General features: G+C 67.9%; 26 protein-coding genes and 1 pseudogene. 9 read left to right on the top strand and 18 right to left on the bottom strand.

The genetic code is table 11. The features are described from left to right. The first annotated feature begins 81 nt into the window (after positions 1-81). Together N2M23_RS20140 and N2M23_RS20145 are read left to right on the top strand one after the other, a co-directional pair. On the top strand, positions 82-1,122 hold the full coding sequence (locus N2M23_RS20140; RefSeq protein ID WP_341870616.1) for a S66 peptidase family protein: 1,041 nt from the start codon (positions 82-84) through the stop codon (positions 1,120-1,122). 39 nt (positions 1,123-1,161) lie between these two features. Further along, on the top strand, positions 1,162-2,025 hold the full coding sequence (locus tag N2M23_RS20145) for a formate/nitrite transporter family protein (RefSeq protein ID WP_265448061.1): 864 nt from the start codon (positions 1,162-1,164) through the stop codon (positions 2,023-2,025). 7 nt (positions 2,026-2,032) lie between these two features. Here N2M23_RS20145 and N2M23_RS20150 read toward each other — a convergent pair whose 3' ends face one another. Beyond that, positions 2,033-2,794 carry an isoprenyl transferase gene (locus tag N2M23_RS20150; protein WP_265448062.1) on the bottom strand — a complete coding sequence of 254 codons (762 nt, stop codon included), beginning with the start codon at positions 2,792-2,794 and terminating at the stop codon, positions 2,033-2,035. A gap of 114 nt (positions 2,795-2,908) precedes the next feature. Between N2M23_RS20150 and trhA the strand changes: the two genes are divergently transcribed. Beyond that, positions 2,909-3,616, top strand: coding sequence for a PAQR family membrane homeostasis protein TrhA (gene trhA / locus N2M23_RS20155; protein WP_265448064.1), 708 nt, complete (start codon positions 2,909-2,911; stop codon positions 3,614-3,616). Positions 3,617-3,795: 179 nt separating this feature from the next. Here the strand turns inward: trhA and N2M23_RS20160 are convergent, their stop codons facing one another. Together N2M23_RS20160 and mca are read right to left on the bottom strand one after the other, a co-directional pair. Beyond that, a complete protein-coding gene (locus N2M23_RS20160) occupies positions 3,796-4,122 on the bottom strand; it encodes a hypothetical protein (protein WP_265448066.1) in 327 nt (108 codons plus the stop codon). Then, complete coding sequence (gene mca / locus N2M23_RS20165; protein ID WP_265448068.1) at positions 4,115-5,071, bottom strand: mycothiol conjugate amidase Mca; 957 nt, start codon at positions 5,069-5,071, stop codon at positions 4,115-4,117. The genes N2M23_RS20160 and mca overlap by 8 nt, the downstream gene beginning before the upstream one ends. 92 nt (positions 5,072-5,163) lie before the next feature. Here mca and N2M23_RS20170 point away from each other — a divergent pair, with 92 nt between their 5' ends. Both N2M23_RS20170 and greA read left to right on the top strand, forming a co-directional pair. Continuing rightward, complete coding sequence (locus N2M23_RS20170; protein WP_265448070.1) at positions 5,164-5,526, top strand: DUF4307 domain-containing protein; 363 nt, start codon at positions 5,164-5,166, stop codon at positions 5,524-5,526. 141 nt (positions 5,527-5,667) lie between these two features. Then, a complete protein-coding gene (gene greA / locus N2M23_RS20175; RefSeq protein WP_265448071.1) occupies positions 5,668-6,162 on the top strand; it encodes a transcription elongation factor GreA in 495 nt (164 codons plus the stop codon). A gap of 76 nt (positions 6,163-6,238) precedes the next feature. Here greA and N2M23_RS20180 read toward each other — a convergent pair whose 3' ends face one another. From N2M23_RS20180 to N2M23_RS20245, 14 genes and pseudogenes are all read right to left on the bottom strand, one after another. Next, on the bottom strand, positions 6,239-7,126 hold the full coding sequence (locus tag N2M23_RS20180) for an ABC transporter permease (RefSeq protein WP_265448072.1): 888 nt from the start codon (positions 7,124-7,126) through the stop codon (positions 6,239-6,241). Then, positions 7,123-8,136 carry an ATP-binding cassette domain-containing protein gene (locus N2M23_RS20185; RefSeq protein ID WP_265448074.1) on the bottom strand — a complete coding sequence of 338 codons (1,014 nt, stop codon included), beginning with the start codon at positions 8,134-8,136 and terminating at the stop codon, positions 7,123-7,125. The genes N2M23_RS20180 and N2M23_RS20185 overlap by 4 nt, the downstream gene beginning before the upstream one ends. A gap of 154 nt (positions 8,137-8,290) precedes the next feature. Beyond that, positions 8,291-8,593, bottom strand: a complete 303-nt coding sequence (locus N2M23_RS20190; RefSeq protein WP_265448076.1) for a hypothetical protein — start codon at positions 8,591-8,593, stop codon at positions 8,291-8,293. A gap of 4 nt (positions 8,594-8,597) precedes the next feature. Further along, entirely contained in the window at positions 8,598-9,761 is a 1,164-nt protein-coding gene (locus N2M23_RS20195; RefSeq protein ID WP_265448078.1) for a cystathionine gamma-synthase, read from the bottom strand. 10 nt (positions 9,762-9,771) lie between these two features. Continuing rightward, a complete protein-coding gene (locus N2M23_RS20200; protein WP_265448079.1) occupies positions 9,772-10,731 on the bottom strand; it encodes a prenyltransferase/squalene oxidase repeat-containing protein in 960 nt (319 codons plus the stop codon). A 162-nt stretch (positions 10,732-10,893) separates the two neighbouring features. Next, positions 10,894-11,058, bottom strand: coding sequence for a hypothetical protein (locus N2M23_RS20205; RefSeq protein WP_265448080.1), 165 nt, complete (start codon positions 11,056-11,058; stop codon positions 10,894-10,896). A 199-nt stretch (positions 11,059-11,257) separates the two neighbouring features. Continuing rightward, the gene (locus tag N2M23_RS20210; RefSeq protein WP_265448081.1) at positions 11,258-12,166 is read right to left on the bottom strand and encodes an MFS transporter; all 909 of its coding nucleotides are present in this window, start codon (positions 12,164-12,166) and stop codon (positions 11,258-11,260) included. A gap of 260 nt (positions 12,167-12,426) precedes the next feature. Further along, positions 12,427-12,954 carry a dihydrofolate reductase family protein gene (locus tag N2M23_RS20215; protein WP_265448082.1) on the bottom strand — a complete coding sequence of 176 codons (528 nt, stop codon included), beginning with the start codon at positions 12,952-12,954 and terminating at the stop codon, positions 12,427-12,429. A 344-nt stretch (positions 12,955-13,298) separates the two neighbouring features. Beyond that, positions 13,299-13,784 carry an SRPBCC family protein gene (locus N2M23_RS20220; protein ID WP_265448083.1) on the bottom strand — a complete coding sequence of 162 codons (486 nt, stop codon included), beginning with the start codon at positions 13,782-13,784 and terminating at the stop codon, positions 13,299-13,301. Between the two features lie 35 nt (positions 13,785-13,819). Further along, the gene (locus N2M23_RS20225; RefSeq protein ID WP_265448084.1) at positions 13,820-14,617 is read right to left on the bottom strand and encodes an ArsR/SmtB family transcription factor; all 798 of its coding nucleotides are present in this window, start codon (positions 14,615-14,617) and stop codon (positions 13,820-13,822) included. Between the two features lie 37 nt (positions 14,618-14,654). Continuing rightward, positions 14,655-15,371, bottom strand: coding sequence for an MFS transporter (locus tag N2M23_RS20230; RefSeq protein ID WP_265448085.1), 717 nt, complete (start codon positions 15,369-15,371; stop codon positions 14,655-14,657). Continuing rightward, a pseudogene (locus tag N2M23_RS20235) lies at positions 15,368-15,949 on the bottom strand (NADPH-dependent FMN reductase). Before N2M23_RS20235 ends, N2M23_RS20230 begins: the two are co-directional and overlap by 4 nt. Before the next feature lie 78 nt (positions 15,950-16,027). Then, the gene (locus N2M23_RS20240) at positions 16,028-19,054 is read right to left on the bottom strand and encodes a glycine--tRNA ligase (RefSeq protein ID WP_265448087.1); all 3,027 of its coding nucleotides are present in this window, start codon (positions 19,052-19,054) and stop codon (positions 16,028-16,030) included. 89 nt (positions 19,055-19,143) lie between these two features. Continuing rightward, on the bottom strand, positions 19,144-19,935 hold the full coding sequence (locus tag N2M23_RS20245) for a hypothetical protein (RefSeq protein ID WP_265448088.1): 792 nt from the start codon (positions 19,933-19,935) through the stop codon (positions 19,144-19,146). A gap of 122 nt (positions 19,936-20,057) precedes the next feature. Here N2M23_RS20245 and N2M23_RS20250 point away from each other — a divergent pair, with 122 nt between their 5' ends. Next, the gene (locus N2M23_RS20250) at positions 20,058-21,302 is read left to right on the top strand and encodes a hypothetical protein (RefSeq protein WP_265448090.1); all 1,245 of its coding nucleotides are present in this window, start codon (positions 20,058-20,060) and stop codon (positions 21,300-21,302) included. Between the two features lie 4 nt (positions 21,303-21,306). Here N2M23_RS20250 and N2M23_RS20255 read toward each other — a convergent pair whose 3' ends face one another. Continuing rightward, complete coding sequence (locus N2M23_RS20255; protein WP_265448092.1) at positions 21,307-22,362, bottom strand: GNAT family N-acetyltransferase; 1,056 nt, start codon at positions 22,360-22,362, stop codon at positions 21,307-21,309. Between the two features lie 91 nt (positions 22,363-22,453). Between N2M23_RS20255 and msrA the strand changes: the two genes are divergently transcribed. Genes msrA through N2M23_RS20270 form a run of 3 tightly spaced genes read left to right on the top strand, consistent with a single transcriptional unit; the run spans position 22,454 to position 23,834 of the window. After that, positions 22,454-23,158 carry a peptide-methionine (S)-S-oxide reductase MsrA gene (gene msrA / locus N2M23_RS20260; RefSeq protein ID WP_265448093.1) on the top strand — a complete coding sequence of 235 codons (705 nt, stop codon included), beginning with the start codon at positions 22,454-22,456 and terminating at the stop codon, positions 23,156-23,158. A gap of 26 nt (positions 23,159-23,184) precedes the next feature. Then, positions 23,185-23,421, top strand: coding sequence for a type II toxin-antitoxin system Phd/YefM family antitoxin (locus N2M23_RS20265; protein ID WP_265448094.1), 237 nt, complete (start codon positions 23,185-23,187; stop codon positions 23,419-23,421). A 20-nt stretch (positions 23,422-23,441) separates the two neighbouring features. Beyond that, on the top strand, positions 23,442-23,834 hold the full coding sequence (locus N2M23_RS20270) for a type II toxin-antitoxin system VapC family toxin (protein ID WP_265448095.1): 393 nt from the start codon (positions 23,442-23,444) through the stop codon (positions 23,832-23,834). Positions 23,835-23,890: the final 56 nt, after the last annotated feature.

The following is a 23,890-nucleotide window of genomic DNA, read 5'->3' on the forward strand; positions in this document are numbered from 1 at the left end:
CCCACCACAACAGTCACTCTCGCAACTCGCGGGCGGCAATTGAGTTGCTCCGGCAAGCAACCCACTGGTGGGCTGCATCCCGTGATCACCCCCGCGCTCCCGCCGCCCGTCCGCCCCGGAGATCGGGTCGCCGTGCTATCCCCGAGCTGGGCGGCTCCGGCACACTTCCCCGCCATACACGAGCGGGCGCTGCGGCGGCTGCGTGAGGACTTCGAAGTGGAGCCGGTCGAGTATCCGACGACTCGTGCCGCGGGCACCCCGCAGCAGCGGGCCGCCGATCTGCACGCAGCCTTCGCCGATCCCGACATCGCGGCGATCATCGCGACCATCGGCGGGGACGATCAGATCACCGTGCTGCCGCACCTGCACGCCGACGTCATCCGGGCCAACCCGAAGCGCTTCCTCGGCTACAGCGACAACACCAATCTGCTCAATTACCTGTGGTACCACGGGATTCCGGGGATCTACGGCGGTTCGACGCAGGTGCACCTCGGACCCGTGCCGGACGCCATACATCTGGAGTCCCTGCGAGCGGCGCTGTATGGCGGGGACGTCACGCTCCACCAACCGGCCCGCACCCGCGACTACGGCTATCGGTGGGACGACCCGCGCGCCCTGACCGAGCCGGCGCCGGACGGACCGGCCGAACCGTGGAGCTGGAGCGGCCCGGCCCGCTCGGTCACTGCGCCGACCTGGGGCGGGTGCCTGGAGATCGTCGGCTGGACGTTGGCCGCAAACCGCTTCATGCACCCCGCCGAGATGTATGACGGTGCGATCCTGCTGATCGAGGCTCACGAGGAGCCGAAGACGCCGACCGAGAACTACTGGCTCCTGCGAAACCTCGGCGAGCGGGGTCTGATCTCGGCGGCGGCCGCCCTGGTCTGGGCCAGGCCGCCGGTGGGCGATCACGAGCATCCCGTCACGGCGGATGCGGCGAGCGCCATACGCACCGAGCAACGAGGTGCGGTGCTGCGCGCGGTCGCCGAGTACAACCCGCAGTTGGTTGTCGCCCTGGACGTCGACTTCGGCCACACCTCACCCCAATGGCTGATGCCGTATGGCGGCATGGTCACCCTCGACGGCGAAAACCGCACAATCGCAGCACATTTCGGCAGTGCGTGACGCACACGAGGTGCTGCGCCGGTGATAACTTGCCGAGCTATGAGTTACAACACCCCGGCACAGACCGCCAAGGCAGCGGTCGAGTCCGGCGTCGCGAAGGCGAACCTGCCCATCGGATCGATGGCGGTCGGCGGCTTCCTCGCCGGTGCATACATCGCCTTCGGCGGCCTGCTCGCCATCGTCGGCTCCGCCGGCCTCGACCCCAAGACGTGGGGCGGCCTCACCACTCTCGTCACCGGCCTGGTCTTCAGCCTCGGCCTGATCCTGGTCGTCATCGGCGGCGCCGAGTTGCTGACCGGCAACATGATGCTGTTGCCCCTTGCCCTGCTCGAACGCCGCATCACCGTCACCCAGTTGCTGGTCAACTGGGGCGTGCTCTTCGTGGCCAACCTGGCCGGCTCGCTGTTCGTCGCCTACGTGCTGGCCTACAAGACCGGCGTGATCGGCGACGCGCTGGCGAAGGCCGGCAGCCCGGCCGCGATGGATCACACCCGGCTGGTCGGCATCGTCACCGGCAAGGGCATCACCGAGACCAACCTGCAGGTCTTCCTGCGAGCCATCGGCTGTAACTGGCTGGTCTGCCTCGGTGTCTGGCTCGCGCTTGCGGCGCACGACGTCGTCGGCAAGATTGCCGGCATCATCTTCCCGATCACCGCGTTCGTGGCGCTCGGCTTCGATCACGTTGTGGCCAACATGTTCTTCCTGCCGCTCGGCATGTTCGTCGACTCCCCCGGGCTGACCTGGGCTGACGTCATCCGGAACATCATCTTCGCGTTCCTCGGAAACGCCGTGGGCGCAGGCGTATTCGTCTCCTGCGCCTACTGGTACACCTACCTGCGACCGCGCCCCGATCCGGTCGTGCAGGCTCCCGGGGCGAGCGAGGCGATGGAGGCGAAGGACTGAACGCGGGCTACTTGCCGAGGCGGCGGTCGCGGACCGCATATGCGCGCAGGGCACGCAGGAAGTCGACCCGCCGGAAGTCGGGCCAGTAGGCCTCGCAGAAGTAGAACTCCGAGTGCGCGCTCTGCCACAGCAGGAATCCGCCGAGCCGTTGTTCGCCGGAGGTGCGGATCACCAGGTCCGGGTCCGGCTGCCCCTTGGTGTAGAGGTGGTCGGCGATGTGCTCGACGTCCAGCACCTCGGCGAGCTCCTCGATCGACGTGCCGCGGGCGGCGTGCTCCTGCAGCATCGAACGGACCGCGTCAGCGATCTCGCGGCGCCCGCCATACCCGACCGCGATGTTGACGATCATCCCGTCGACACCGGCCGTCGAGTCCGCCGCCTCCTTGAGCACCCGGGCTGTCTGGGCCGGCAACAGGTCGAGGGCCCCGACCGGATGCAGTCGCCAACGACCTTCTGCCGCAAGCCCTTTCACCGCGTCCTCGATGATGCCGAGCAGGGGTGTCAGCTCGCGCGCGGAGCGGTTGAGGTTGTCGGTCGACAGCAGCCACAGCGTGACCACCTCGACGCCGGCCTCCTCGCACCAACCGAGCAGCGGCTTGATGTTGTCCGCGCCGGCCTGGTGTCCGTCCTCGGTCGCCGCGCCCCGGCGCTTGGCCCACCGCCGGTTGCCGTCCAACATGACGCCGACGTGTCGCGGGAGGTTCTGCTCGGGCAGTGAACGCCGAACGTGCCGTTCGTAGGCGCTGTAGAGCAGATCGCTCACCCGCATGGAGCACCCCCGGTCACGAGATCCGATGTGTTGGACGAACTCAAGGGTATGCCGAGACGTTCGTCATACTGCGCCAGGATGACAACCTACGCTCGCGTAACTTATTCTGGGGGCATGATCGAGTCCACCCGCACCGCGGCGCAGCAACTGCAGCACGAGGCCACCGACCTGGTCCGCCTGGTCAAGCCGAAGCTGCGCGGCTGGCTGCACGCCGGTATGACGCCGCTCGCGGTCGCGGCCGGCATCGTGCTGATCGCGCTCGCGCCGACCGCCCGTGGACGCGTCGGTGCCGCCATCTTCGCAGTCACCGCCGCGCTGCTGTTCGGCACCTCCGCGGTCTACCACCGCGGACGCTGGAGCCCGCGGGTGCAGGCGGTGCTCAAACGGATGGACCACTCAAACATCTTCCTGATCATCGCCGGCACCTACACGCCGTTCGCGCTGACCCTGCTCGACCGTTCGCAGGCGATCACCCTGCTCGCACTGGTCTGGGGCGGCGCCGCGCTCGGCGTGCTCTTTCGCGTTTTCTGGGTCGGCGCGCCGCGCTGGCTCTACACGCCGGTCTACGTGGCGCTCGGGTGGGTGGCGATCTTCTACTTCGGCCCGATGCTGCGCTCCGGTGGCCCGGCAGTGGTCACGCTGATCGCGGTCGGCGGCGGGCTCTACACGCTCGGCGCCATCGTCTACGGCACCAAGCGACCCGATCCCTCACCGCGCTGGTTCGGCTTCCACGAGATCTTCCACTCATTCACGGTGGTCGCCTTCGTGACGCACTACGTCGCGGCATCGATGGCGATCTACGGGCACGCCTCCGCCGCCTGACGCCCACTCCCCCGCCGACAGGCTCACTTATCGCCTACGGGCCCGCCTATCCGGCGCCCCCACTCCCCCGCCGACAGGCTCACTTATCGCCCACAGGCTCACTTATCCGGGTCATTCGGGGCCCGAATAAGTGGTCCTCTGGGCGGTAAGTGAGCCGCTCGGCGTCAGGGCTCGTCGCGTCAGAGCTCGTCGCGAGTCTGCGACGGTGCTTCGTTCGCTTCCTCGGGCGCCTGCTTCGACGCGGGCGTGGGCTCTTGTCCCAATGCCTGTTTCGACGCTGCCTGCGACTCCTGCTTCGGCTCGTCGGGCAGCCGCAGCTTCTGCACGCTGCGCGCGCGGGTCGCGTCGGCCGAGGCCTGCCGGTCCTCCTCCCGCCAGGTGACGCCGCGCAGGTGCTTGTTCATGCTCCGGAACAGCAGCCAGCACGCCAGCGCCATCCCGAACAGCACCAGGAACCCCCAGATGCCGGCCGTGTAGAGAACGCTCTCGTTGCCACCGTCAGACATGCTCGGCCTCCGTCACTCGCGGCTTGACGTCATCCACCACCGGCGCACCGAGCTGCCCGGTCGCCATCGCATCGGCCTGCGACACATCCGCCGGCAGGCCGGCGAACAAGTCGTCCTCGCCCTCGGCGAGCGACACGTAGGACCGCGCCAGGTCGAACTCCTCGGTCGGCCAGATCTCGCCCTGCTCGGTCGCCGACAACGAGAAGAACGTGCCGTCCGGGTCGATCTGGGTGGCATGCGCAAGCAGCGCCTGCTCGCGCACCGCGAAGTACTTCGCCGACTCGATGCGGGTGGTGACCCGGCCCTCGGGCCGGTCGTCCCAACGCTTCATCCACTCGGCGTATGGCGACTCCTTACCCGCGGCGAGCAACGCCTCGTGGAAGGCGGTCATCTTCGCCTTGGAGAAGCCCCGGTCGTAGTAGAGCTTCAACGGCTGCCACGCCTGCCCGGCGTGCGGGAACGCCTCCGGGTTACCGGCGGCCTCGAACGCGGCGACCGTCACCACGTGGGTCATGATGTGGTCCGGGTGCGGGTAGCCGCCGTTCTCGTCATACGTGGTGATGACGTGCGGTCGGAACTGCCGGATCACCCGCACCAGCGCCTCGGTGGTGATGTCCAGCGGCTCGAGCGCGAAGCAGCCCTCGGGCAGCGGCGGCAGCGGATCTCCTTCCGGCAGACCGGAATCGACGAATCCGAGCCAGGTGTGCTCGACGCCGAGGATCTCCTGCGCCTTGGCCATCTCGGCACGACGCACCTGCGGCAGATCACGCTCGATGTCGGCGTTGCCCTGCAGGCGCGGGTTGAGTATGTCGCCGCGTTCGCCGCCGGTGCAGCTCACCACCATCACCGGGTGACCCTCGGCGACGTAGCGCGCCATCGTCGCCGCACCCTTGCTGGACTCGTCGTCCGGGTGGGCATGAACCGCCATCAGACGCAGGCCGTCAGTCACTGTCCGCAAACTCCTCGAAAAGATCTCGGGCCGCGGCGCCCGGTCGGGGGCGGGCCGCAGGCCCTCGGCATCGCCACCTATCCTCTCACCTCATGGCGATCCCCCGACCCGCGCCCGAGCACCGCAAGTGGTGGGCGATCGGCATCGTCGGGGTGCTGTTGATGTCCGCGCTCGCCGTCTGGTGGGGCGTCTCGGCCAGCAAGGGGCTCAGCTGGGACAACGGGCCGTTCAAGGTCATCGACGACCGCAGCGTGCAGGTCACCTTCTACGTCAACAACCAGGACGGCAAGCCGGTGCGCTGCACCCTGGAGGCGCAGGACATCAGCCATTCCAGAGTCGGAGTGCTGACCGTGGACCTGCCCGCGCACGACTTCGACACGACCGAATACACCCGCACGATCCCCACGGTTTCCAAGGCTGTGACCGGCATCGTCGACCAGTGCTCGTACCGCTGACCCGCGTTCTCGATTCGCAGGTCCAGCGCCCCCTGGTGCTATGGTTGATGTTTACACCCCGGGTCTGGGAGCGGTTCCCGCAAGCACTGCGGAACGCCCCGGACCCACTTGTTTGACGCACCGCCCATCCAAGGAGACATCGTGACCAACGCTGCCGACACTTCGGCCAGCTTCCTCACCCAGGAGGCGTACGACCGCCTGAAGGCCGAGCTCGACCATCTCTCCGGCGAGGGCCGCACCGAGATCGCAGCCAAGATCGAAGAGGCTCGCGAAGAGGGTGACCTCAAGGAGAACGGCGGCTACCACGCGGCCAAGGAGGAGCAGGGCAAGATGGAGGCCCGCATCCGCCAGCTCGAAGAGTTGCTGCGTAATGCGACCGTCGGTCAGAGCAGCTCGACCGAGGGCGTCGTGAGCCCGGGCATGGTCGTGACCGTCGACATGTTCGGTGACGAGGAGAAGTTCCTGCTCGGCAACCGCGAGATCGCGAGCGACTCCGACCTCGATGTCTACAGTGAGCGCTCGCCGCTCGGCGAGGCGATCAACGGCGCCAAGGTCGGCGACACCGTCTCCTACGAGGCGCCCAACGGCAAGACCATCGAGGTCAAGGTGCTCGCGGCCACGGCATACGCCGGCTGACGGGTCCACCCGCTCGATGCAAAGGGCGCCCGCACCGAACTCGGTGCGGGCGCCCTTTCATCCCGTATGACGGGGGCTACTTGGCAACGGCCTTCTTGTAGGCGGAGGTCGCGAGCGGCACGAAGACCGCGAGCAGCACCACGGTCCAGATCAGCGTGTAGAGATCCGGGTGTTGCAGCGCCCAGGTGTAGGCCGTCTGTTTGTCGACCTGCGCGTGCGTCGGCTGCGGATTGCCTTTCAGCGCATACAGATTGCCGAAATTCTCCCGGGCGGACTGGGTGATGGTCGAGACCGGGTTCCAGCCGGCGATGGTCTTCAGCACCGACGGCATGTTCTGCGACGGGACGAATGTGTTGGCGATGAAGGTGACCGGGAAGATCACCATGAACGAGGCGTTGTTGACCACCTCCGGCGAGCGCACCCGCAGGCCGACGAACGCGAACAGCCAGGACAGCGCGTAGGCGAACAGCAGCATCAGCACGTAGGCCCACAGCGCGTGCAGCGCACCGCCGTGCAGCCGCCAGCCGATGATCAGGCCGGTGAGCGACATGACGATCAGCACGATGACGTTGTTCAGGACGTCGGTCAGGGTGCGGCCGAACAGCACCGAGCTCGGGTGCATCGGCAGCGTGCGGAAGCGGTCGATCACGCCCTTCTGCATGTCCTCGGCCATCATGTAGCCGGTGATCGTCGCCCCGAAGATGATCGTCTGGGTGAAGATGCCGGCCATCATGAACTCGCGGTAGCCGGCCTGCACCGAGGCACCGGAGCCGGCGAGCGAACCGAAGACGTAGCCGAACAGCAGCACGAACATGATCGGCTGCAGCGTGGTGAAGATCAGCAGGTCCGGCACCCGCCGGATCTTGATCAGGTTGCGCTTTGCGACGGTCAGCCCGTCGGAGACGAAGCTGCCTATCGCGCTCGGCCTGGCGATCTGCCCGGTCGTCAGCTGCTCAGTGGTCATCGCGCCAGCTCCAACTGCTCGTCGTTGTCGTTGTCGTTGTCGACGTCCGCCTCGTCGCTCTGCTCGGACTGCTCGGCCCGGTGACCGGTCAGCGACAGGAATGCATCGTCCAGCGTCGGACGCCGAATCCCGATGTCCTGCACCGTGATCGAGGCTTCGTCGAATCGTCGTACGGCAGCCAGCAGCGACTGGGTGCCACCGCTCACCGGCACGATCAGCCGGCGACTGTGGCGGTCGGTCTCGACCGCGCCGTCGCCGACCCCGGCGAGGATGTCGCCCGCCTGATCGAGCAGCGCCGGGTCGGCGACGGTGATCTCCAGACGCTCGCCGCCGACTTGTGCCTTGAGCTGGTCGGCGGTGCCCTCGGCGATGATCTGGCCGTGGTCGATCACCACGATGTTGTCGGCCAGGCGGTCGGCCTCCTCGAGGTATTGCGTGGTCAGCAGCACCGAAGTGCCGTGGCCGACCAGGTCGTTGATGACCTCCCACATGTCGCCGCGGCTGCGCGGGTCCAGACCGGTGGTCGGTTCGTCGAGGAAGATCACCGGGGGCCGCGCGACGAGCGCGCCGGCGAGGTCGAGCCGCCGGCGCATGCCGCCCGAGTAGGTCTTGGTGGGGCGGTTCGCGGCGTCCTCGAGCCGGAACTGCGCCAGCAGCTCACGCGCGCGGGCCTTCGCCTCCCCCCGAGGGAGGTGATAGAGCCGGGCGACCATCTCGAGGTTCTCCCGGCCGGTGAGGTGCTCGTCGACCGCGGCATACTGCCCGGAGACTCCGATGCGACGGCGCACCTCCTGCGGGTCGCGCAACACGTCGGCACCGGCGACCGTCGCCGATCCCGCGTCGGGGCGGATCAGGGTGGTCAGCATCCGCACTGTTGTGGTCTTGCCCGCCCCGTTGGGTCCGAGCACGCCGAGGACGCTGCCCTCGGGCACCCGCAGCGACACTCCGTCGACGGCCTTGACCTCCTTGTAATGCTTCACCAGCCCGTCGGCTGTCACGGCGTCTGTCATGTCATGGCTCCTCTGCTCCCCGGGTGGCATCCACCCTGTCACCCACTACGGACAATCGTCGTCCGGATTTCTCATCGCGACATATCGCGTTTAACACGTTATATCGCGTATGTCGCGACGGCGTCAACGGCGTCGGAGCAGGGTGCGCGGCGGGTCAGGCGGAGGCGGCGAGCAGCAGGATCAGTGCAATCGCGACGAGCACGCCGACCCAGATGAGCCGGCCCGCACCCGGGCGCGGCGGCAGGGGACGCGCGGCGACGGCATACGGAGAGGTCACCGGCGGCGGCCCACTCCCCAACTGGTCGTATGGCGCGCCGGCGGTCTCCTCCTGCCACTGCCGCATGACCGCCACGTCGTTCTGGTGCCGGCGCCAGATGCGACGCTGGACCACGGTCTGGGCAATCAGGAAGGCTGCGCCGATCAGGCACAGCACCGCCAGCACGATCTCGGCGATCATGAGGTCAGCCGTCGAGCGCCTGACGCAGGTCGGCGATCAGGTCGTCGGCGTCCTCGATGCCGACCGACAGGCGGATGAGATCGGCGGGCACCTCGAGCTCGGTGCCGGCGACGCTCGCGTGGGTCATCCGACCAGGGTGCTCGATGAGCGACTCGACTCCGCCGAGCGACTCGCCGAGAGTCCACAATTTGGTGCGCCCGATGACGTCGACCGCGTGCTGTTCGCCGCCGGCGACCTGGAAGCTCACCATGCCGCCGAAGCGACGCATCTGCTTGGCCGCGACGTCGTGGCCCGGGCGACTGTCCAGCCCCGGGTAGTAGATGTGCGTGACGTCGTCGCGGGACTGCAGGAACTGCACGATCTGCTCGGCGTTGTCGCAGTGCCGTTCCATCCGGACCGCAAGGGTTTTCAGCCCGCGCAGCACGATCCACGAGTCGAACGGCCCGGCGATCGCGCCCATGGAGTTCTGGTGGAAGCCGATGCGTTCGGCGGCATCGGCAAACTCCGGCACGCCGATCTGCTCGGCGACCACGACAGCGCCACCGACGACGTCGGAGTGACCGCCGCTGTACTTGGTGGTCGAGTGCAGCACGATGTCCGCGCCGAGGCTGAGCGGCTGCTGCAGGTATGCCGAGGCGAACGTGTTGTCCACGACCAGCAGCGCACCGGCCTCGTGCGCGATCTGCGCGACGGCCGCGATGTCGGCGATGCCGAGCAACGGGTTGGTCGGCGTCTCCAGCCAGATCAGCTTGGTGACGCCCGGGCGGATCTCACCGCGGATGGCGTCCGGCTGCGACACCTTGGCCAGGCTGTAGTCGACGCCCCACGCCTTCTGCACCTTGTCAACCAGGCGGAACGTGCCGCCGTAGGCGTCGGTCGGGATGATCATGTGGTCGCCCGGGGCCAGCAGCCCGCGCATGATCGCGTCCTCGGCCGCGAGCCCCGACGCGAACGCGAATCCCTTTGCGCCGCCTTCCAATGCGGCGATGCACTCCTCGAGCGCGGTGCGGGTCGGGTTGGCCGAACGGGAGTATTCGTAGCCGCCGCGCAGACCGCCGACGCCGTCCTGCTTGTAGGTCGAGGTCTGGTAGATCGCCGGCACCACCGCACCGGTCGTCGGGTCGGGCTCCTGCCCTGCGTGAATGGCCTTGGTCGAGAATCCCGTCATAGGCCGAAGTCTAAGCAGCGCCATACCAGCGCAGCACGCGCAGCGCCCGCAGCGTGTTCCACCGGCTGGGCTCGCCGTCGGCGTCCTCGAGCGCGAAGTGCATCAGTCCGGGATGGGTGTTCTCCAGCGGCCAGGTGCCGTCCGGCCGGCGCTTCGCACGCACCTGCTCGACGGCCTGCGCCATACGCGGGTCGGGCGGGTCGCCGGCGTCGCGGAAGTAGTCGAGGGCACGCAGCACGTCGTAGTGCCACTGCGGTGGGAAGGAGAACTCCAGGAACGCATCGTCGGCGACCTCACCGGTCGAGGCGCGCCGAAACAGGTTGCGTTGCAACAGATATTCGTTGCCGCGACTCCGCGCGTCCGCTATCGGTATGCCGCCGCCGGCTCGTTCGTAGGCGAGCAGCCCTTCGAGCACGCAGATCGTGGTGTGGAAGGACGACCGGGTCGAGCCGTTCTCGGCCTCGCAGTTCCAGCCGCCGTCGGTCAGCTGCTCCCCCAGCAGGCGCCGCACGATGCCGTCGACGTCCTGCCCGAAGTAGGCGCCGACCGCGACTGCGCCGCCGTTGATGCAGGGCTCGACCTCGCCGTCGAAGAACGGCTCGCCGGCATACTCCCACCGGCCGCGCTCCCGGACGGCAGTCACCGCCTCCTGCACCGCCGGGTCGTCCGGCTCGACGCCGAGCGCATGCAGCAGCCGCAGCGTGGGCAGCGTCGCGGTCCACGGCTGGCCCTCGGGATCGCCGACGACCTCGGGCGGCGGGGTCCACGTCTCCCGATTCGGGAAACAGGCGCCGCCGGCCCAGCCCTGGTCGTCGTGCAGTGCGAGCAACCGCTTGCCCCAACCGGATCGGGCCACCTCGGCGCGCTCGGCGGCGACTTCGTCAGGGCTGGCGTCGACGAGGCCGGCCATCGTCTGCCACCTGATCGCCGGGTCCCCGGCCAGCAACCAGTCCGTCGTCGTGTGGTTCATGTCACACATGCTCGCACCGGCCACTGACAGTGGCCATGCCCAACGCGGCGAGTGTCACGCTCTGGGCGTGGCTCGGATGAAGTCGGTCTTGCGGTACTCGTCGACAACCCCCCCCCCCCCGAAGTTCGGCGATCCGGACATCGGGTCCACGTCGATGAGATCTCAGGTGGCGCCGACCAGGGTCGGGGTCGGCATCATGATCGCTCCGACGCCCAGGCCCTGGGCGAAGCCCAGCACACCGATCAGCCCATACGAGGGGTGGCCGCCCAGCATCACCGCGAGCACGCCCAGCCGCGCGATCGCAACCGTAATGCCGGCCCCGACCACCCCGCACTATCAGCAATGCCGCGGTCAGGGTTTTCCACCGAGCAGTCACCTTTGCCCCAGTCGTCGCTCTGCTGGTCGTCGTACTGCTCGAAGTGATGACCTTCCTCAACATCAATGACCCCGGCTCCGAGTTGCGCTGTGGGTCGGGACGTTGTTGACGCTGCGAGGCGTGGGGGCGAGCACTTGTGCTGGGTACGGATCAGCGGCGGGCGGTGGGTGTGATAGCTAACACGACAGCGGTGAAGACGACCGCGAGGAGGGCACTGGCGGCGGCGAGTGTGGCGTAGTTGGTTGCGTGCATCACCGGCCCGGACACGATGCCTCCGCCGGCCGCAGCAAGGCCCATGCTCGTGTCGCCCCAACCTTCGCGCCGAGGTCTGAGGCCCTCGGGCACTCCGTCGGTGATGAGTGCGCTGCCGGCGAGTAGGGCGAGGTTCCAGGCCGCACCAAGAAGCAGCATGGCGGCTGCCATGGCCAGATCTGACTCGGCGACCGCGGCAAGGAGGCAGGCGAGGGCCAGCAGCGGTGCGGCGATCAGGCAGGATCGGGTGCCACCGATTCTGGACGTGAGACGGCCACTGAGCGAGGACGGCAGAAACATCCCCGCGATATGGACGCTGATGACCAGGCCAATGACGGATAGCCCTGATCCGAGCTGTTCCATACGGAGTGAGCCCATTGTCATCACGGCGATCATGATCAGGTTTGCCGTGCTGAGCATGGCGAGGCCAGACAGGTTCGGCAGCGACCACCCGGCGTTGCTGTGAGGTGCGACCGATGCGGGCGCTGTGCGCGCAGGCGCGCACCAAAGAAGCCACGCGGCGAACGCGAACCCGAGGAGGGCGATCACGTACGGGCCGGTCAAGGATCGGAGTCCGAGAGTGTGTCCGATCGCGGTGCTGGGCTGCAGCAGATTCGGTCCGACGACAGCACCGAAAGTTGTCGCTGTCAGTAGCCAGCCCATGGCTCGAGCGCGGAGCGCGGGTTCAGCAAGCTCTGCTGCTGCGTATCGAGCGAGCAGAACCGCAGCCTGCCCGGCCCCGATAAGGACGCTTCCCAGCAACAACAACGTCAATGACGCGGTCAGGGCTGCGATCGCGCCGGCCACCGCCCCGGCCATTGCGGCCAGTTGACCAGCGGCGAGCGCGGTCGTTCGTGGCCATCGCATGCTTGCACGAGAAAGGACCAGAGTGGCGGCGGACGCCCCCACCACCAGCAATGCCTGAGGCAACCCGGCGTATGACGTGCCCGCAATCTCCTTTGCCAGGAGAACGCTCGTGGCCCCGGCGACGGACTGACCGGCTGCGCCGGCGATGTTGGCCGCAACCAGCGGCCACGAGGTCCGGAGATTGCGAGCCCGTGGTGCGATCAATTGTTGACGGTTGACGGTTGCTTCGTCTGGTTGGAGGGCCGTGGTCGGTGCACACGGTAGGTGGAGTTGACCATGCCGCCGGAGGCATTGCTGGCCACGAGTTCGAGCTGGACATCGTCGTCGAGGTCGCCGAACAGCGGCAGGCCCGAGCCGCCGTCGACGTAGACCTGGCCAGCTTCGGAGCTGGCCAGTTCCTGCACAGCCTCGTCAAGGTCCCGCGTCACGGTGACCCGGGTGTCGTCGGTCGTGAGCGTGGTGGACATGACGAGGACGCGTTTATCGGGGTACGGCCAGCCGTCGAAGGTGAGGACTTTCTCGTAGGTGCCACGCCCCATCACAAGGTGGTTGGCGCTGGGGAAGAACGACTCCCACCCGGCCACCTCCTGGGTACTGCTGATGTTCGCGTGGCGAGGACCCGGTGCAGGATCGGTGAGCCAGTCGATGTTCCCATCTGGTCGGGAAATGAAGCCGTCAAGGCTTGACCCGATGAATACCCTGCCGGTCCGTATGCGCGGTGTGGTCATGTCCATACCTCCATGAGGTGCTCGAGAGTGCAGGGTGCGGTGAAAGGACCCGGTTGGGCAGCTCGTCGAACAGGACTGCGGGCTGCCGCTGCCCGCTGCAGCGTCACGCACGTTGCGCAGTTTCAGCTGGGTGATCAGCGAGGTGAGATACTGGATCTCCTTGGCCTCGCCTCGCGCTAGCAAATCCCGAAGGTGGTGAGGAACTTCTGTGACCGGGCCGGTAATCCGGGGAAGGCTCGCACGAGGTTCGTGACGGCGTCGTGAGCCGGGTGAATGAGTTCGAGCACAGAACCCGTGTGCGTTCATCCGAGTGACCGAAGTGTCGCGGGATCAGGTTTGCTCGCCTACTCAGCAGCAGCTCCGACCTTGCGAGCGACCTCGTCGATCGTATCGGGGGTGATAGGTGTGCCCTGGCCTTCGGTGAGGAGTGCTCGGAGGCCTGCGTCGAGGTGATAGGCCCAAGCGGTGGAGCATACGTCGTGGCATTCCATCCGAGGCTGCAGACCGTGGTGGGTGAAGGTGACGCGGGTTCCTGCAGTATCGGGCGCGAAGTCGAATGTGACGACGGTGTCGAGCCATTCATCGAGTTCGGTGTCCTCTCCGGACGGGATGACCTTCCAGGCGAGGTGCTGGCCGGGCCGCGCTTCGGTGACCTCGAACTTGGAGTGGTGCAGCCCCGGTACGTCGAAGATGAACGTGTCTCCGATCTGCGCGGCGGCACCCACGATCATCTGGTTCCACCATGTTCTTGGGGCAGTTGATGCCTCGAATGCTTCGTCCGGGGTGACGGGCGCGACGAAGGTGGTCGTGAAGTCGTTGTTCGTGATCATGGGTCTTTCCCTATCTCGGTTCTGCGTGGTTGTGGTTAGCTCTGCATTAGGTGCCAGCTGTCGCCCGGGAGCGCAATTCCGGTCTCGAGGTAGGTCTTGAGGTTGGCCAGCACCGTTGGCCAACCCTTCGAGATCCCGTTCAGCGTCGACTGGTCGGGCAGGTTCGTGTGGGTGACCGTGAGACGGACGATGTTGTTGTGCGGCTCGATCTCATACGCGACCGTCGACCCGGGCTCATCGAGCGGCTGGGCCGCCGGTTGGAACGTGAACACCAAGCGGTGAGGTGGCTTCGTCTCCAGCACCTGACCCCAGATGTCGTACTCGCCGTCACGGCCGCCGATCCGGTGAGTCCATGTGGACCCGGGCGTCCAGTCGGAGACATTGGCTATGCCGTTCCAGTAGATCGCCGTGATGTCGGCGTTCGTGAGCGCCTCCCACACCTGCTCAGCGGATGCGTGGATGTAGGTCACGTAGACGTAGTCGGGGAACTCATCGGTCTGGCTCATTGCGCTGTCCTCTGCTCGCTGTTTGATGACGTCCAGGACGTCGAGGTGAGGCCGATCGAATTCGTGGATCCAGCGACGCTGGATCTCGTGGATCGGTTCAGGGTTGAGGAAGTGGCGGCGCTCCCGGCCCCGTCGGATCACCACGACCAAGTTGGCCGCGACTAGGAGATCGAGGTGCTGTGTCACCGACTGGCGGGCCATGGCGATGCCCTCGCACAGGTCGCGGAGAGTCTGGCCGTTCTCGCGACGCAGGTCGTCGAGGAGAGCTCGCCGAGTGGGGTCGGCGAGCGCTTTGAACACCTCGTCGAGGTCGCGTCGCTGGCTCACGGCTCCAATATGCAGGCATCTACCTGCATGTGTCAACTCAGAGCGGCCGACCCCTGGTCAAGCCGCCATTACCGTGTTCCTGCGAAGTCGTCACAGCAACTCGTCCCTGTCTCGCTTGAGGATCGTCTATCGAAAGAGTGCCGGCGGACCTGGGAATCCACGACACGGCCCCGAAAGCGGCAAGCAGGGCGGGCGGCACGGTGATCCAGAAGAGAGTGCGCCACGAGCTTCCTTGCAGCACGACGCCGCCCAGGACCGGACCGGCGATCGGACCGATCAGCAGGGGCAGTCCGGTGATCGCGGTGATGCGGGCCCGGCGGCGCGGCTCCACGGCACCGAACGCCAGCGCCATGCCCACCGGGTTGATGAAGCCACCACCCAGCCCTTGCAACACTCGAGCCGCGATGAGCTCACCGAGGCTGTTCGTCATACCTGCCCAACTCGTCGCGGCTGCGAAGAGCAGCAGTGCCGCGATGTAGACGCGGCGGGCACCGGACCGTTCGGCGACCGGGACAGCTACGGCCATCGCGCAGACCATGCCGAGGCTGTAACCGACCACGATCCACTGCGCAGCCGCCAGACCGACGTCGAACACCGCCATGAAGCGCGGCATCGCCACCACCACGATCGTGGTGTCCAGCACCGCCAACAGCCCACCGAGCGCGACGACGCCCGCGACCCTGCGTTCGCTCCGGGTCAGTCGTTGCCGGTCGGGAGCATCATCGGCAGCCGCCACCGCGGGTGCCGCGGTCACGCCGCACCCCGTCGCCGATCGCGGCCGTCGCGCAAAGCGCGGGCCCACCAACCGAGTTCCTCGATGGTCGCCTGCAGCGCCGCCGACTCCTCGGCGCGCTGGATGAACCGCCCCTCCTGGTTGCAACGCTCCCAGGGGCGGTTCAACAGCACCGCCTCGCGGATCGTGGTTGCGCGCAGCTCGGGGAACACCTGCCGCAGCTGCTCGACCGCGCGGCAGCCGCCGGAGCTGGCCCCATAACCGACGAAACCCACTGGTTTATAAGCCCATTCGGCGAAGTGTCAGTCGATTGCGTTTTTCAGCGGCGCTGGAAAGCTGTGGTTGTATTCCGGCGTGACGATCAGGAAGCCGTCGGCCTCGTGCAGCCGACCGCTGATCGAGGATGAGCCACCGCCCGGGTTCATGGCCGTCATCGGCAGATCGTGCTCGACCAGGTCCACGACGTCGAGGTCGACCCACGGAATCCTCGACGCCTCCGATTGCACCCAGGCCGCTAAAGTCCCGGCGAGTCGGTCGTCGCGGACGCTCCCGACGAGCAGTGCGATGCGGAGTGATGAGGTTGCGCTGTTGATGTCCACGCCGGCGACGCTAGAAGTTCGCCCATGGACGAACTCAAGCCCGCGCGACGATCACCTCGCGAACGCCGCTCGGATCGATCAGAGCGCGGTGTTGAGCGCCCGCCAGTCTATGCCGCGCGGCGCACGCTCGACGATGGTTTGCAGCAGCCCGAGCCGGGTCGCGCGCAACTGCGGGTCGTCGGCCATCACCATCACGTCGTCGAAGAACTTCGCCAGCGGCGCGACCAACGGCAACGCGTCCGGGACCCATTGCGGCAGACCGTCGTTGGCGTGATCGGGCAGCTCGTCGACGTAGACGGCGAGGGCGTCCTCGGCGTCGCTCGTCAGCAGCGCCCGGTCGTATGACGCAGGCGTCTCCGGCGGCACGATGCGGGTGATGCGCTGCACCGCCTCCACCAGCGCCGGGAAGCGGTCGTCGGCACGCGCCGCGGCGTCGATGTCGGCGAGCGCCTGCACCGCGACGCCGGGTGCGGCCGCGAGCGGCGTCACGGCCGCGATGCTGTCGACCGAGACGCCCTCGTCCCGAAGTGCCTGCTCGAACCGGCCGATGACGAATTCCTTTGCCGCAGCGATGGATTCGTCACTGACATCGATGCCCTGCTTGCGCAACCGCTGCGCGGCGACCGACAGGCCGAGGTCAACAGTGAGCTTGCCGAAGCTGGGCTGCGACCGCAGCACCGACACCAGGCCGAGTGCCGCGCGGCGCAGCGCATAGGGGTCGGACGACCCGGTCGGCTTGGCGCCGATCGCGAACATCGCGGTCAGCAGGTCGAATCGGTCGGCAACCGACAGCAGCGCACCGGGCAGCGATTGCGGCAGCGCGTCTCCCGCCGACCGCGGCAGCTCCATCTCCCAGAGCGCGTCGGCGACCTGCGGGGTCTCCCCCGCCTGAGTCGCGTAGTCGCGGGCCATCACACCGGCGAGCGACGACAGCTCGATGACCATCTGCGACGACAGGTCGAATTTCGCCAGCTCGCCGGCGCGCTCCAACGTCTTGCGGTGCTCACCGGAAAGTCCGATGACAGAGGCGAGTTCGCGGGCGACGTCGTTGATGCGGTCGGAGCGCTGCGCCATCGAGCCGAGGCGGTTCTCGAAGGTCAGCTTGTCGATGCCGGCGCGCAGATCGGCGAGCGGCAGCTGCTTGTCGGCGTCGTAGAAGAAGGCGGCGTCCTCGTAGCGGGCCCGCACGACGGTCTCGTTGCCGAGCCGCACCAGCTCCTCGTCGCAGTCGCCGTTGGCGACGGTGACGAAGTGCGGCAACAGCTTGCCGTCGGCGTCGCGCACCGGCAGGTAGCGCTGGTGTTTGCGCATGACGGTCGTGAGGATCTGCTCGGGCAGCTCAAGATACTTCGTGCCGTAGCCACCGAGGATCGCGTGCGGCTGCTCGACGAGGTTGGTGATCTCGTCGACCAGGCCGGACTCGCCCTCGAAATCGATAGTGCCGCCGACAGATTCGGCGAGCGCTCGCGACTGGTCGATGACCTGCTGCCGTCGCACCTTCGGGTCGAGCACGATGCCGTGGGTGTCGAGCACGCGCGTCAGGTCGTCGGCCTTCGCCACCCGCGCGAGCGGCTCGGAGTCGGTGCGGTGCACGTAGGTGGTGCGCCCGGCGTGCAGCTCGGAGGCACGGACCGGGACGACCGTCTCGCCCCAGAGCGCGACCACCCAGCGGATCGGCCGGCTGTAGGACAGCTGCGGGTCATTCCACCGCATATTCTTGTCGGCGCGCAGCGACTCGATCACCTCGGCGACGATCTCGGCAGTCACCGTGAGCACGTCCCGGCCCTGCTCGGTGACCCGCACCGCAACGTGCTCGACGCCGTCGAAGTCAGCACGTTCGAGCTGACCCGGGTCGACCTGCTGGCCGCGAGCGAACCCCTGGGCGGCCTTGGTCGGTGCGCCGCTCTCGTCATACGCCGCAGCGACCTTGGGTCCCTTGCGCAGGGTCTCGGCGTCGGGCTCGTGGGGGGCGACGTCGGCCACGACCGCGACGATGCGGCGCGGTGTGCCGGTCACCTCGATCGCGCCGTGGGTGAGGCGGCTGCCGTCGAGCTTCTCGGTGAGCGCGGTGCGGACGAAGTCGATCGCCTGGTCGACCACGTGCGGCGGCAGCTCCTCGACGCCGATCTCGACGGCCAGGGTCTGCGCGGTGTCGGGCAGTGCGGTGAGGTCGACATCCTCCGGCTCGTCGGCCGGGTGGCGCACCGCGGCGCCGGCCAGCACCTTGGCACTGTCGGCCTTCATCAGCGGGAAGTCCAGCTCGCCGCGCCGCTCGACCCAGAGCTTGGACACGTCGCGGGCCAGCCCGCGCATCGTGGAGAACGCCTTGGCGCGCTCGGTGGTCGAGATCGCGCCGCGGGCGTCGAGCACGTTGAACGCGTGCGACGACTTCAGCACATAGGTGTATGCCGGGATCGGCAGCCGCGCCTCGATGAGTCGCTTCGACTCCGCGACGTAGCGGTCGAAGAAGTCCTGGTTGGTCTGGACGTCGGCGTCGTCGAGGTAGTAGCGGGACATCTCGTACTCCTGCTGGCCGAAGGCCTCGCCATACGTGATGCCGGGGGCGTACTGCAGGTCCTTGAAGTGCGAGACGCCCTGCTGCGCCATCATGATGCGCTCGATGCCGTAGGTGAGCTCGACCGAGACGGGGTCGAGGTTCTGCCCGCCGACCTGCTGGAAGTAGGTGAACTGGGTGATCTCCATCCCGTCCAGCCACACCTCCCAGCCGAGGCCCCAGGCGCCGATCGCCGGCTGCGCCCAATTGTCCTCGACGAAGCGGATGTCGTGGGCGTGGATGTCGATGTCGAGCGCTTCGAGCGACTCCAGGTAGAGCTCCTGCGGGTTGCCCGGGTCGGGCTTGAGGATCACCTGGAACTGCGTGTGCGTCTGCAGCCGGTTGGGGTTCTCGCCGTAGCGGCTGTCGTCCGGGCGGACGGACGGCTCGACATACGCCACCCGCCACGGCTCCGGCCCGAGGACGCGCATCAGCGTCGCGGGGTTCATGGTGCCCGCACCGACCTCGGTGTTGTAGGGCTGCACGACCATGCAGCCACGGTCGGTCCAGAATTTCTGCAGGCGGATGAGGGCGTCTTGCACGGTCAGCACCGACACAGGCTACCGACCACTCGCTGCTGCCCTGTCCTACGCCTCGGCCGGTGCGCCGCCACGACGTGGGCGCATGCGCGTTGCCGAGCTCACCGACGAGGGGGTCCGGGCCGTTGCTCGTTGCCTCGGGTCGGCGCTTTGCCTTGTCCCGTATGACGGTTCGCCGCCGCCTCGCGGTCCAGCAACGGCAGGTCGTCCGGCGTAACCAGGAAGGTCGAGACGGCATACTCGACCAGCTGCATGCGCCGGTTGGTGGCCGCCTGGCCGGCTCCGCCGTGCAAACCCTGCACCCCGGCGCGGCTCAATTTGTCGCAGACGTTGTCGATCTTGCGGCCGAAACGGGTCGGGGTCCAGCCGAGCCGCGCGGCGGCATCGACGGCGGCCGGAATCTCCCATGCTCCCAGTCCTGCCCGGCGCAGCACCGGCTCGGCGAGAGCGAGGATCGCGAGACGCTGCGACTCGGTGAAGGTGGTCGGGGCAAGCGTCGTCCTGCCGTCGACCGACGCACGGTGTGACGGCGTGACGTAGCTCGCCTGATCGGTCTCGACGAGCAACTCGTAGGTGGTGCGCCCGGCCGAGAAGGTCACCACGGTGGTCGGAAACACAATGGGCAGTGCGGCGCCCGCGGCGAGCGTGCTGCGCATCAATCCCTGTTCGTCGGTGAGCGACGCCGGGATCCGGTTGCCCATGTTGCAGATCCACCACATCCCGTCCCGATTGACGAACTGCAGGAAGAGCCGGTGCAGGTAGGGGTTGTCGTCGAGCACCAGGTCGCCCTCACGACCGACGCGCAGCGTCTCCCCGGGCGTGACGGCGGCGATCTCGCCGGCGAAGTCGACACGCAACTCGGCCGCTGCTGCGGCTGTGTCCCCCTGCGGCATACCGCCCAACCTACGTCAGCGGATGGGGTGGCGGCCCCATAGCGACCACGCAACGTCCGGGGCGAGGAGGACGTCTGCCCAATGAAACGCCCGGAGGGGAACCGGCAGACGAGGAGAGACCGATGAAACGCACACCGATGATCGCGCTGCTGGCAGCCACGGCGGCAACGATCGCCGTGAGCGGCTGCAACAACGAGACGATGGGCACCCCGGAGCCGACGGCGACGGCGCCCTCCTCGGTGACGCCCACGGCAGCGCCGACACCGTCCGGGTCATCGAGCACCTCAGCGACCCACACCTCCACCGCGACGCGGACGGCCAGACCGTCGTCGTCGCACCCGTCGGCGCCCGGCCGGCCCGCACCCACGCTCTCGCAGGCGCGCGCCGACCTCGCCGCGGACACCGGCTACCGCACGCCCGCCGTGGTGCCGGTCGACGGCGGCTACCAGGGGGCGACCATCGAGAAGCAGCACACTCTGGTGATCTGGGCCGGTGACGGCGAGACCTGGGAGCCGGTCTTCACCGGGAAGCTGCTGGCTCCGGTCAGCGACGACGAGCCGATCACCGTCGAAGGGCGCAAGCTGGCCGGGGATCTGGACGGGACCTTCATCGTGCGGGGGCCGTTCACCGGCGACGGCACCGGCCAGGCGCTCGCCTACGGGCGCGGCGACACCGGGTGGGGACTGTATGTCGCCCAAGCCGACGGCTCGCTGAAGACCACCAGCAAAGCGCCCGCACTCGGCCAGAACGGGTTGGAGTTGCATATCGAATTCAACGCCGGGGGCTTGCGCACCCTGTCGATGTGGGGTCCAGGGGCGCAGGCGGCCTTCGCAATGCAGACCAGGAACCCGATCGAGCGCACGTGGAAGCGCGTGGGCGACGGGCTGCAGCTGACCGGCACCAACATCGTGCAGGGCAAACGGCTCCCGGAGCACCGGATGCCGCAGCAGGCGACCGCACCGAAGCGCACCGGCCGGAGCCTGCCCGACGGCACCTGGCAGGTCGTCACCCTTGGCGGCCCCGGGGAGTTCGGGCTGATCCCGATGGCCGCCCTGCGCACCGGCCCGGACTGCAGCCAGAGCGGATTGTGCCTGGAACGCACCGACGGCGAATACGAGATGGCATTGACGGACACGGCGTCGATCTCGGTGCCGACCGGCCAGGGCGGCAACGTGACGATCCCGCACTGGGTGCACCGGCAGGTGTACGGCCCGACGCAGCCAAACGAGACGATCGACCTCGCGCAGCTGAAAGGCGGCCCGTACCAGGCGCCTTCGGGCATCACCAGCCTCACGCGTGGTCGTTACGCGACGGTCACGGTCTCTGGCGGCAAGGTCACCGCCATCACCTACTCCGGTCAGTCCTGACCGGTCACCCAGTGGGAGCGGCGCCTCGTTCAGGGGCGAGGCGCCGCTGCCACACCCTTTGTATGCCGTCCGGCCGATAACCGAGCCGTGCGTTGACCGCGAGCATGGGTTCGTTGTCGGCGGCGTTCCAGGTGCGGATCTCGCTGACCGCCGGCAGCTCGTCCATCATGGCGAGCGCCGCGGTCGCCTTCATGCGCAGGCCGAGCGAGTGGCCGCGCGCCTCGCGGAGCACCAAAGTGTCCTGTTGGTAGGCGCGTTCGGGCGTTTGCGTCGACACCTCCAGCCGGGTGAAACCGGCTAGGCGACCACTGCGCCCGTCGCGGGCAACGACCTCGACAAAGCGGCGCCCACTGTCCACCACCCGTTGCAGGTCGTCGGCGACCCGCTGCGGAGTCCACTCCTCCTCGTCCCAGCTCAGGTCCCCCTGCGGGGCGTCGGTGCTCATCCGCCGGCTCAGCTCCGCGCGGCCGGCCAGCCAATCCTCGGGGATCCCATCCCACGACACCTCCAGCTCGTATGCCGCAGCGTCCTCCCGGCGCGCGGCCGCTGTGGCGCGACCGAGTAGGTCGCGATCACCCGGCAGCGCCATCGTGCTGCCGAGCATCGTCTGGACGACCGCGAATCCGCGCCGTTCGGCAAACGACCGGCCGATGTCGTCGGAGCCTGCGTCATACTCGGTGAAGGCCTGGAGGATCGTCCGATGTGCTTGCCGCGCAATGCTTTCGGCTTCGTCGGCCAACGCACTGCCGACTCCCCCACCGCGGTGCTCGGGTGGGACGTGCAACATCACCAGCGCGTTGTCCTGGTTGTCGTGCAGGGGCATCGCGATAGCCAGCATCCCCACCACCGTGTGTCCGCGGAGCGCGACTCTGTCGGCATACCCGATGTCGGTGCGGGTGCGCCGCATGGTGCGCAGCTCGCTCGCCGACCAGCTCGGGTCGGTCCCGGTGTGCAGCGACGCCATCGACGCCCGTTGCGCGTCGACCCACCGGTCGAAGAGATCGCGAGCGGCCGGGTCGTCGGAGCGGCCGTCGACGGGCACGATGCGCAGCGGGTCCACGCCGCCGCAGTCTGGTCTACGTCCGACGGCGAAGCGACTCATTATTCGCGGCGGCCGGGAAGGGTTCGACCGGTTTCGTCGTTCCCAGGACATGAACTTCTTCCTCGGCCGCAAGACCACGATGGTGTCCCCTGACGAGGCGCTGCCCGGCCGCAAGCAGCCGCTGCCCGGCATACCCGACCGGCACGAGGTGCTTGGCACCTCGATGCACGGGCCGTGGCCCGAGGGCACCCAGATGCTGTATGTCGCGATGGGCTGCTTCTGGGGCGCCGAGCGGATCTTCTGGCAGCAGCCGGGGGTGGTGACGACGGCCGCCGGCTACATGGGCGGCTACACCGAGAACCCCACCTACGAGGAGACCTGCACCGGCCGCACCGGTCACACCGAGGCGGTGCTGGTCGCCTACGACCCGGCCAAGACGTCGGCCGAGTTGCTGCTCAAGGCGTTCTGGGAGAACCACGACCCGACCACCGCCAACCGGCAGGGCAACGACGTCGGCACGCAATACCGCTCGGCGATCTACTGGACCACCCCCGAGCAGGAGCAGGCCGCGATCGCGACCCGCGATGCGTTCCAGAAGGTGCTGGCCGCGAACGGTTTCGGCGAGATCTCGACCGAGATCGAACCGGCGTCGAAGGCGGGACCGTTCTACTACGCCGAGGACTACCACCAGCAATACCTCCACAAGAACCCCGGCGGCTACTGCAACCACGGCCCCAACGGGATGACCTGCCCGGTCGGCCTGGTGCGTCAGGACCAGCTGCCCGCCCAGGCGGACGTGCTGCCGCCGAGCTGATGTATCACCGGTGATACGCTGATTGCATGAAGCCGGTCACCGTCCGAGATCTGCGCAATCGCAGCGCCGACGTTCTCGCTCGCGTCGGCGCTGGCGAGTCGCTCACGATCACTCGCGATGGCGAGCCGGTTGCGGCGGTCGTCCCACTCCCGCGCCGTGCGTTGACCGCAACCCAGCTGATCGAACGTCGACGCGCACTGCCTCGGGTTGATGCACGAGGTCTGCGAGACGACATCGACCGACTCATCGATCCGTCGCTGTGACAACAGAGTCCACCGAGGGAGTGCTCGACACCTCGACCCTCATCGACCTGGCCGACTGCGACCCAGCTTCCCTGCCGAACGTGCCGCTGATCACGTCGATAACTCTGGCCGAGCTTTCTGTCGGCCCGCTGGTCGCGCGCACCGCGGAAGAACGCGCGGCGCGGCAGGCGCACCTGCAGCAAGCGGAGACGGACTTCGAGCCGATCCCGTTCGACGCGGCCGCCGCGCGTGCTTTCGGTCAGATCGCCGCCGGTTTGCGGGCGAGCGGTCGCAAATCCACCGCCCGGGCGTACGACGCGCTGATCGCTGCCACCGCGCTCTCGCGCGGCCTGCCCGTTCACACCGCCAACCCTGCCGACTTCCGCGGCATCAAGGGACTGAATGTCGTTGCCGTGAAACGGCAAGCACGCTAAGGGCTACAGCGATCAGTACGCCGCCGGGGCTGGCTGGTTAAGGTGGCGCACGGAGC

This window comes from Flexivirga meconopsidis, assembly GCF_026162425.1.
Classification (GTDB): domain Bacteria; phylum Actinomycetota; class Actinomycetes; order Actinomycetales; family Dermatophilaceae; genus Flexivirga; species Flexivirga meconopsidis.

What these genes read in the sequence shown, in the direction of transcription:
- N2M23_RS20145 (WP_265448061.1), top strand. Translation starts at nt 1,162, where the DNA reads ATGAGTTACAACACCCCGGCACAGACCGCCAAGGCAGCGGTCGAGTCC.
- N2M23_RS20150 (WP_265448062.1), bottom strand. Translation starts at nt 2,794, where the DNA reads ATGCGGGTGAGCGATCTGCTCTACAGCGCCTACGAACGGCACGTTCGG.
- trhA (WP_265448064.1), top strand. Translation starts at nt 2,909, where the DNA reads ATGATCGAGTCCACCCGCACCGCGGCGCAGCAACTGCAGCACGAGGCC.
- N2M23_RS20160 (WP_265448066.1), bottom strand. Translation starts at nt 4,122, where the DNA reads ATGTCTGACGGTGGCAACGAGAGCGTTCTCTACACGGCCGGCATCTGG.
- N2M23_RS20170 (WP_265448070.1), top strand. Translation starts at nt 5,164, where the DNA reads ATGGCGATCCCCCGACCCGCGCCCGAGCACCGCAAGTGGTGGGCGATC.
- N2M23_RS20180 (WP_265448072.1), bottom strand. Translation starts at nt 7,126, where the DNA reads ATGACCACTGAGCAGCTGACGACCGGGCAGATCGCCAGGCCGAGCGCG.
- N2M23_RS20185 (WP_265448074.1), bottom strand. Translation starts at nt 8,136, where the DNA reads ATGACAGACGCCGTGACAGCCGACGGGCTGGTGAAGCATTACAAGGAG.
- N2M23_RS20190 (WP_265448076.1), bottom strand. Translation starts at nt 8,593, where the DNA reads ATGATCGCCGAGATCGTGCTGGCGGTGCTGTGCCTGATCGGCGCAGCC.
- N2M23_RS20195 (WP_265448078.1), bottom strand. Translation starts at nt 9,761, where the DNA reads ATGACGGGATTCTCGACCAAGGCCATTCACGCAGGGCAGGAGCCCGAC.
- N2M23_RS20200 (WP_265448079.1), bottom strand. Translation starts at nt 10,731, where the DNA reads ATGAACCACACGACGACGGACTGGTTGCTGGCCGGGGACCCGGCGATC.
- N2M23_RS20215 (WP_265448082.1), bottom strand. Translation starts at nt 12,954, where the DNA reads ATGACCACACCGCGCATACGGACCGGCAGGGTATTCATCGGGTCAAGC.
- N2M23_RS20220 (WP_265448083.1), bottom strand. Translation starts at nt 13,784, where the DNA reads ATGATCACGAACAACGACTTCACGACCACCTTCGTCGCGCCCGTCACC.
- N2M23_RS20245 (WP_265448088.1), bottom strand. Translation starts at nt 19,935, where the DNA reads ATGCCGCAGGGGGACACAGCCGCAGCAGCGGCCGAGTTGCGTGTCGAC.
- N2M23_RS20250 (WP_265448090.1), top strand. Translation starts at nt 20,058, where the DNA reads ATGAAACGCACACCGATGATCGCGCTGCTGGCAGCCACGGCGGCAACG.
- msrA (WP_265448093.1), top strand. Translation starts at nt 22,454, where the DNA reads ATGAACTTCTTCCTCGGCCGCAAGACCACGATGGTGTCCCCTGACGAG.
- N2M23_RS20265 (WP_265448094.1), top strand. Translation starts at nt 23,185, where the DNA reads ATGAAGCCGGTCACCGTCCGAGATCTGCGCAATCGCAGCGCCGACGTT.